Genomic DNA, 7555 nt, shown 5'->3' on the forward strand with positions numbered 1-7555 from the left:
CGTGGCCTCCCCCGTCAACCAGGCTCTCGACGGCCTCGGTGTCTTAGGAACCCTGTGGCGCGCCGGGATGATCGCGCCGATGCGCCCCGACCGCTACCTGAAGATGGCCGCGGCCATGCGCCGCGAGGGCCTGGGCATGACCGTGGGCTTCGCCAGCGCGGCGGCGCGCTGCCCGGACCGTCCCGGCCTGATCGACGAGCTGGGCACGCTGACCTGGCGGCAGCTCGACGAGCGGATCAACGCGTTCGGCGCGGCGCTGCAGGGCCTGCCCTCGGGTCAGCCGAAGGTCGTTGGGATCATGTGCCGCAACCACCGCGGCTTCGTCGAGGCGGTGGTGGCCGCCGCCCGGATCGGCTCGGACGTCGTGCTGCTCAACACGTCGTTCGCCGGGCCGGCCCTGGCCGACGTGGTCAACCGCGAAGGCGTCGACGCCGTGGTGTACGACGAGGAGTTCACCGAGACCGTCGATCGCGCGCTGGCCGACAAGCCGGACGCCACCCGGATCCTGGCCTGGACCTCCGACGGGCAGCACGGCGCGACGGTCGAGCGGCTGATCGCCGAGGACGCCGGCCAACGGCCGCACCGCACCGGGCGCAAGGGCAGGATGATCCTGCTGACCTCGGGCACCACCGGAACACCCAAGGGCGCCAACCAAACCGGCGGCAACGCCGGAGTGGGCACGCTCAAGGCGATCCTGGACCGCACGCCGTGGCGGGCGGAGGAAACCGTCGTGATCGCGGCGCCGATGTTCCACGCCTGGGGCTTCTCGCAGCTGATCTTCGCCGCGTCGATGGCCTGCACCGTGGTCACCCGGCGCAAGTTCGACCCGGAGGCCACCCTGGACCTCGTCGACCGCCATCAGGCGACCGGCCTGGCGGTGGTGCCGGTGATGTTCGACCGCATCATGGAGCTGCCCGCCGAGGTGCGAAACCGGTACAGCGGCAAGTCATTGCGGTTCGCCGCGGCGTCCGGGTCCCGGATGCGCCCCGACGTCGTCATCGCGTTCATGGACCAGTTCGGCGACGTGATCTACAACAACTACAACGCCACCGAGGCCGGCATGATCGCCACCGCCACCCCGGCGGACCTGCGTGCGGCCCCCGACACCGCGGGCCGGCCGGCGGGCGGAACCGAAATCCGCATCCTGGACCACGAATTCAACGAGCTGCCCACCGGGGAGGTCGGCACCATCTACGTCCGCAACGACACCCAGTTCGAGGGCTACACGTCGGGCACCACGAAGGATTTTCACGCCGGGTACATGTCGTCGGGCGACGTCGGATACCTCGACGAGGCCGGGCGGCTGTTCGTCGTGGGACGCGACGACGAGATGATCGTGTCCGGCGGCGAGAACGTCTACCCGATCGAGGTGGAGAAGACGCTGGCGGCGCACCCCGAGGTGGCGGAGGCCGCGGTGATCGGCGTGGACGACGAGCAGTACGGGCAGCGGCTGGCGGCCTTCGTGGTGCTGGTCCCGGGCGGATCGGCCACGGTCGACACGCTCAAACAACACGTGCGCGAGAACCTGGCCAACTACAAGGTGCCCCGCGAAATCACCGTCCTCGACGAGCTGCCCCGCGGCAGCACCGGCAAGATCCTGCGCAACGAGCTGCAGGCCCGGGTCGGCGGCTGATGCGCTTCAACGTCAGACAACCCAGGCCGCTGGCGCGTGCCGCGCTCGAATTGACCAACGCTGCCAACGGATTACACCCGATCAGCCGGCATCCCTACGCCTCGGTGCTGGTGTTCTGGTTCGGCTGGCCGGCGTCGGAGGTGCCGGGCCTCTACGCCGCCGCCTCCATGCTCGATGCCGCCCGACGCGCCCGCCGGGGTGATTTCGCGGGACGAAAGGGAAAGCTGGCGCTGGCCCTCACGGTCGCGTCCTGGCCGATCCTGGGAATGATCCAATACCGTGGCGCGACAACCCCCGGCCCAGTGCTGGAAACCGGACTGAAAGAAGAGCTCGGCCCCGATTACGCCGAGGAACTGGCCAAACTGCCCGCGACGCCGACCCCTCGAAAGGGCAGGGGCCGACGCAACCCACCCCTGCGCACCACGGTGGCCCGGCGGCGCTTCGTCGACAAAGAAAACATCGTGTCCTACGGCCCGCACGGGCGCGCGAACCTGGCCGACATCTGGCGTCGACGCGACCTGCCGCGCGATGGCAAGGCGCCGGTGCTGTTGCAGGTGCCCGGCGGCGCGTGGATGATCGGGTGGCGCCGCCCGCAGGCGTATCCCCTGATGAGCCATCTGGTTTCGCGCGGCTGGGTGTGCGTGTCGATGAACTACCGCGTTTCTCCCTGGCACACCTGGCCCGACCACATCGTCGACGTCAAGCGCGCGCTGAAGTGGGTCAAGGAGAACATCTCGGCCTATGGCGGAGACCCGGATTTCGTTGCGATCAGCGGCGGCTCGGCGGGTGGTCACCTGTCCGCGTTGGCGGCCCTGACGCCCAACGACCCCAAATTCCAGCCGGGCTTCGAAGAGGCCGATACCTCGGTGGTGGCGGCCGTCCCGTACTACGGGCGCTACGACTGGTATTCCACCGAGGCCGACGGGCGCGCCGAGTTCGTCGAGGTGCTCGAAAGGCTGGTGGTAAAACACAAGCTCAGCACCCACCGGCACATCTACCTCGACGCCTCGCCGATCCAATACGTGCGGCCGGACGCACCGCCATTTTTCGTCCTGCATGGAACTGACGATTCCCTGATCCCGGTCGTCGAGGCGCAGGAGTTCGTCGGCGAACTCCGGTCGGTGTCGAAGTCCCCCGTGGTCTACGCCGAATTGCCTTACGCGCAACACGCTTTCGACATCTTCGGTTCGCCGCGGGCGAATAAATCCGCGCAGGCGGTGGCCCGGTTCCTGTCCTGGGTCTACGCGACCACCTATCTCGGGCGCGACTAGGGCCATAAGTCACATCTTTAGGGGCTTTCGCCTGCATTGCTGTCCGCTCGCCAGAGGCAAAACTAGAACGTGTTCTAGTCGGTCGGCGAGTGGAGGCGCACGGTGAGTATCGATACCGCTGGGGTCGGCGTGCGGGAGATCGACGTCGGGACGTTGCCGACCCGGTTCGCTCGCGGCTGGCACTGCCTGGGCGTGGCCCGGGACTTCCTCGACGGCCGGCCCCACCCGGTCAACGTCTTCGGCACCAAGCTGGTCGTCTTCGCCGACACCGAACGCAACCTGCGGGTCCTCGACGCGTACTGCCGGCACATGGGCGGGGACCTGTCGCAGGGCATGGTCAAGGGCGATACCGTCGCGTGCCCGTTTCACGACTGGCGGTGGGGCGGCGACGGCCGGTGCACGCAGGTGCCGTACGCCAAGCGCACGCCGCGGATGGCACGCACCCGAACGTGGCCCACCGAGGTGCACAACGGTCTGCTCTTCGTCTGGCACGACCCCGAGGGCAACCCCCCGTCGCCGGAACTACAGATCCCCGACATTCCCGAGGCCGCCAGCGACGCATGGACCGAATGGCGTTGGCGCAGTGAGCTGATCGAGGGTTCGAACTGCCGCGAGATCGTCGACAACATCGTCGACATGGCGCATTTCTTCTACATCCACTACGGCTTCCCGACGTACTTCAAGAACGTCTTCGAGGGCCACATCGCGTCGCAGTACCTGCGCACGGTCGGCCGGCCCGACGTGCTGCTCGGCGGTTCGCACTACACCGGCGAACAACTGCTCGATTCCGAGGCTTCCTACTTCGGCCCGTCGTTCATGATCAACTGGCTGCACAACAGTTACGGCGGCTACAAAGTCGAGTCGGTGCTCGTCAACTGCCACTACCCCGTCACGCAGAACTCCTTCATGCTGCAGTGGGGCGTCATCGTGAAAAAGCCCGAGGGCATGGACGACGCCGCCACCGAGAAGCTGTCCGAAGCGTTCACCGAGGGCGTCAGCATGGGCTTTTTGCAGGACGTCGAGATCTGGAAGCACAAGACCCGGATCGAAAACCCGTTGCTGGTCGAAGAGGACGGCCCGGTCTATCAGCTGCGCCGCTGGTACCAGCAGTTCTATGTGGATGCCGCCGACGTCACGCCGCAGATGACCGACCGCTTCGAGTACGAGGTCGACACCACGGCGGCGAACAGGCACTGGCACGCCGAGGTCGACGAGAACCTGCGGCCCAAGGTCGTTCAGCCCCAATAGAAGTCAGCGCGCGCCAGTGTAGTCGACCTGCCAGTGCTTGATGCCGTTGAGCCACCCCGACCGGATCCGCTCCGGTGGCGAGAGGGGCGTCAGGTCGGGCATGTGGTCGGCGATGGCGTTGAACATCAGGTTGATCGTCAGCTTGGCCAGGTTGGCGCCGATGCAGTAGTGCTCGCCGGTGCCGCCGAACCCGACGTGCGGGTTCGGGTTACGCAAAATGTCGAAGGCGAACGGATCGGTGAAGACGTCCTCGTCGAAGTTGGCCGAGCGGTAGAACATCAACACCCGCTGGCCCCTCTTGATCGTGACCCCCGACAGCTCGGTGTCCTGTTTGGCGGTGCGCTGGAAGGCCGTGACCGGGGTGGCCCACCGGACGATCTCGTCGGCCGCGGTCTCCGGGCGCTCCTTCTTGTACAGCTCCCACTGGTCCGGAAAGTCGGCGAACGCCATCATGCCCTGGGTGATCGAGTTGCGGGTGGTCTCGTTACCGGCGACCGCCAGCATCATCACGAAGAAACCGAATTCGTCGTCGGAGAGCTTCTCGCCGTCGATATCGGCCTGCAGCAGCGTGGAAACGATGTCGTCGCCGGGGTTTTCGGCTCTGGCCTCGGCCATCTGCATCGCGTAGGCCAACACCTCGGCGGATGAGGCCTTGGGATCGACATGCGCGTATTCCGGATCCTGCGCACCCGTCATCTCGTTGGACCACCGGAACAGCTTGCCGCGGTCCTCCTGCGGCACACCGAGCAGCCCGGCGATGGCCTGCAGCGGAAGTTCGCACGCGACCTGCTCCACGAAATCACCGAAAGCCGCTGCGGCGGCGGCCTTGGCGATGGCCTGCGCCCGCTCGTTGAGCTCGTCGCGCAGCCGGCCGATCGCGCGCGGCGTGAACCCCCGCGAGATGATCCTGCGCAGCCGGGTGTGGTGCGGCGGGTCCATGTTGAGCAACACGAACCGCTGTAGGTCGATGTCCTCGCGGCTCATGTCGTCGGCGAAACGCGGGATGGCGCCGTTGAGCCAACTGGAGAAGACGTCGTTGCGCAGCGACACCTCCTTCACGTCCTTGTGCTTCGTCACCACCCAGAAGCCGCCGTCGTTGAAGCCGCCCTTGCCGATGGGCTGATCGCACCACCAGATGGGCGCGTTGTGGCGCAACTCGGCAAGCTCCTCGACGGGTAACCGCTCGGCGTAGATGTCAGGATCAGTCGGGTCGAAGCCGGCGGGAAGGTGGGGGCAGGTCATCAGTGGCTCCTCTGTCAGACCATCGTGTCGCCGGGCGCCAGCCCGAACTCGTGGTTGCCGAAGATCAGGTAGGCCCGCTCGGGATCGTTGGCGGCGTGCACCCGGCCGGCGTGCGCGTCGCGCCAAAACCGTTGCAGCGGGGCGGTATCGGCCAACGCCGTGGCGCCCGAAGCGTCGAACAAGCGGTCTATCGCGGCGATCGCGCGGGCGGTGGCGCGCACCTGATCGCGACGGGCCCGGGTCCGCAGCTCGAACGGCACCTCCCGGCCCGCCAGCAGGCACGAGTACTCGTCGCCGACGTTGCCCATCAGCTGTCGCCACGCGGCGTCGATGTCGCTGGCGGCCTCGGCGATGCGCACCTTGGCGAACGGGTCGTCGGTGGACTTCTCGCCGGCGAACGCCGCGCGCACCCGCCGCCCTTGATGCTCGACGTGGGATCCGTAGGCGCCGTACGCCATCCCGACGATGGGTGCGGTGATCGTGGTGGGATGCATGGTGCCCCAGGGCATCCGGTAGACCGGATCGGTGTTGGCCGCCAACCCGCCGGCGGTGTGGTCGTTCATCGACCTGTAGGACAGGAACCGGTGCCGGGGCACGAACACGTCCTTGACCACCAGGGTGTTGCTGCCGGTGCCCTTGAGGCCGACGACGTGCCACACGTCGTCGATGCGGTAATCGCCGATCGGGATCAAGAAGCTGCCGAAGTCGACCGGCTGGCCGTCCTTGATCACCGGGCCACCGACGAAGGTCCACGTGGCGTGGTCGCAGCCCGACGACCAGTTCCACGAACCGTTGAGCAGATAGCCGCCGTCGACCACCTGCCCGGCGCCCATCGGGGCGTACGACGAGGAGATCCGCACGCCCGCGTCCTCGCCCCACACGTCGTGCTGGGCCTGCTGGTCGAACTGCGCCGCGTGCCAGTTGTGCACGCCGAGGATCGAGGCCACCCACCCGGTGGACCCGCACGCGCTGGCCAGCCGCCGGACGGCGTCGAAGAACACCGTCGGATCGCACTGCAGCCCACCCCACTGCGCCGGCTGCAGCAGCCGGAAGAAGCCGATCTCTTGGAGCTCGTCGACGGTGGCATCCGGCAACCGCCGCAGCTCCTCGGTCTCCGGCGCCCGCTGCCGCAGCCTGGGCAGCAGGTCGTCGATGTCGGACAGGACGGAATGCGCATCGAGCTCTTGAATGGTCGTCACTGCTTACCTCCAGGCGTGCGCACCCGATCACGGGACTAGAGCACGTTGCAATATTGGTCGAATATTCGATTGTTTTCGCTGGTACAGACCAAAAATCCGCTCTGTAACTTGTTCTAATTATGTCGTCACCCGCGGTCGGAGCTAGGGCATAAAGTCCCACAGGCGCTTCGCCCGGATCGCCTCGCAAAAACGATGGACGTACGGGCAGCGGCTGGCGGCCTTCGTCGTCTTGAGTGCGGGCGCCCAGGCCACGACCACTCCCGCATCCTGGTCGGCGAGGCGCAGGAATCGTCGAGGATTCGCGCGCGGTGTCCAAGTCCCCGGTCGCCACGCCGAATTGCCGCACGCCCAACACGCTTTCCACATCTCCAGCTCCCCGCGGGCGCACCTTTCGCGAAGGCCGTCGCCCGCTTTGCTGTCGTAGGTGTACGCGACCAATCGGCCCCACCACCGGTGAGGTGTTTGCCGGTAATCCCTTGCGTCCCAGTTGTTTCAGTGGTCACATTGTGGCGATTCTTGTCGGGGGGTGTTCGTAGAGTCTGGGGCATGGGTGCGAGCAGTCGTGAGGAGATCGTGGAGGTCTTCGACGCGCTCGATCACGAGGCGGAACGCCTGTGCGCGTTGTCGTTTGACGTGTTCACCACCCCGGAGCGATTGCGGGCCCTCGAGCGCCTCGAGTGCGTGGCGCGCCGGCTGCGCACACCCGGGCACGCGTTGATCAATCAGCTCGGGGCGCAGGCCAGCAAGGCCGAGTTGGGGGGCTCGCTGCGTTCGGCGTTGGCCGACCGGTTGCGGCTGACCAAAACCGAGGCCGCCCGGCGCGTCGATGAGGCCGAGGATCTCGGGGAGCGCCGGTCGTTGACCGGCCAGCCGCTGGCGCCCAAACTGGCCGCGACCGCCGCCGCCCAGCGCCAGGGGTTGATCGGCGACGGGCACATCAAGATCATCCGTAGCTTTGTCGC

The 7555-nt window shown here is 67.2% G+C and carries 6 protein-coding genes; 4 read left to right on the forward strand and 2 right to left on the reverse strand.

Going from position 1 to position 7555, the window contains the following annotated elements:
* Nucleotide 1 precedes the first annotated feature (1 nt).
* The 3 genes from fadD12 to A5673_RS13600 all read left to right on the forward strand — a co-directional run bounded on the left by fadD12 (nucleotide 2) and on the right by A5673_RS13600 (nucleotide 4152).
* Nucleotides 2–1633, forward strand: coding sequence for an acyl-CoA ligase FadD12 (gene fadD12 / locus A5673_RS13590; protein WP_068232796.1), 1632 nt, complete (start codon nucleotides 2–4; stop codon nucleotides 1631–1633).
* Entirely contained in the window at nucleotides 1633–2904 is a 1272-nt protein-coding gene (locus A5673_RS13595) for an alpha/beta hydrolase (RefSeq protein ID WP_068232799.1), read from the forward strand. Before fadD12 ends, A5673_RS13595 begins: the two co-directional genes overlap by 1 nt.
* Nucleotides 2905–3006: 102 nt before the next feature.
* Nucleotides 3007–4152 carry a Rieske 2Fe-2S domain-containing protein gene (locus tag A5673_RS13600; protein ID WP_068232802.1) on the forward strand — a complete coding sequence of 382 codons (1146 nt, stop codon included), beginning with the start codon at nucleotides 3007–3009 and terminating at the stop codon, nucleotides 4150–4152.
* Nucleotides 4153–4155: 3 nt separating this feature from the next.
* Here the strand turns inward: A5673_RS13600 and A5673_RS13605 are convergent, their stop codons facing one another.
* Both A5673_RS13605 and hsaA read right to left on the reverse strand, forming a co-directional pair.
* Nucleotides 4156–5394, reverse strand: coding sequence for a cytochrome P450 (locus A5673_RS13605; RefSeq protein WP_068232804.1), 1239 nt, complete (start codon nucleotides 5392–5394; stop codon nucleotides 4156–4158).
* Between the two features lie 14 nt (nucleotides 5395–5408).
* Nucleotides 5409–6593, reverse strand: a complete 1185-nt coding sequence (gene hsaA, locus A5673_RS13610; RefSeq protein ID WP_068232809.1) for a 3-hydroxy-9,10-secoandrosta-1,3,5(10)-triene-9,17-dione monooxygenase oxygenase subunit — start codon at nucleotides 6591–6593, stop codon at nucleotides 5409–5411.
* Nucleotides 6594–7139: 546 nt separating this feature from the next.
* Here hsaA and A5673_RS13615 point away from each other — a divergent pair.
* Nucleotides 7140–7555, forward strand: a 416-nt coding sequence (locus A5673_RS13615) for a DUF222 domain-containing protein (protein ID WP_156748172.1), incomplete at its 3' end; no start/stop codon positions are given.

Source organism: Mycobacterium sp. E3198, assembly GCF_001667015.1.
In the GTDB taxonomy this organism is placed as follows: Bacteria; Actinomycetota; Actinomycetes; order Mycobacteriales; family Mycobacteriaceae; genus Mycobacterium.

What these genes read in the sequence shown, in the direction of transcription:
- A5673_RS13605 (WP_068232804.1), bottom strand. Translation starts at nt 5,394, where the DNA reads ATGACCTGCCCCCACCTTCCCGCCGGCTTCGACCCGACTGATCCTGAC.
- A5673_RS13595 (WP_068232799.1), top strand. Translation starts at nt 1,633, where the DNA reads ATGCGCTTCAACGTCAGACAACCCAGGCCGCTGGCGCGTGCCGCGCTC.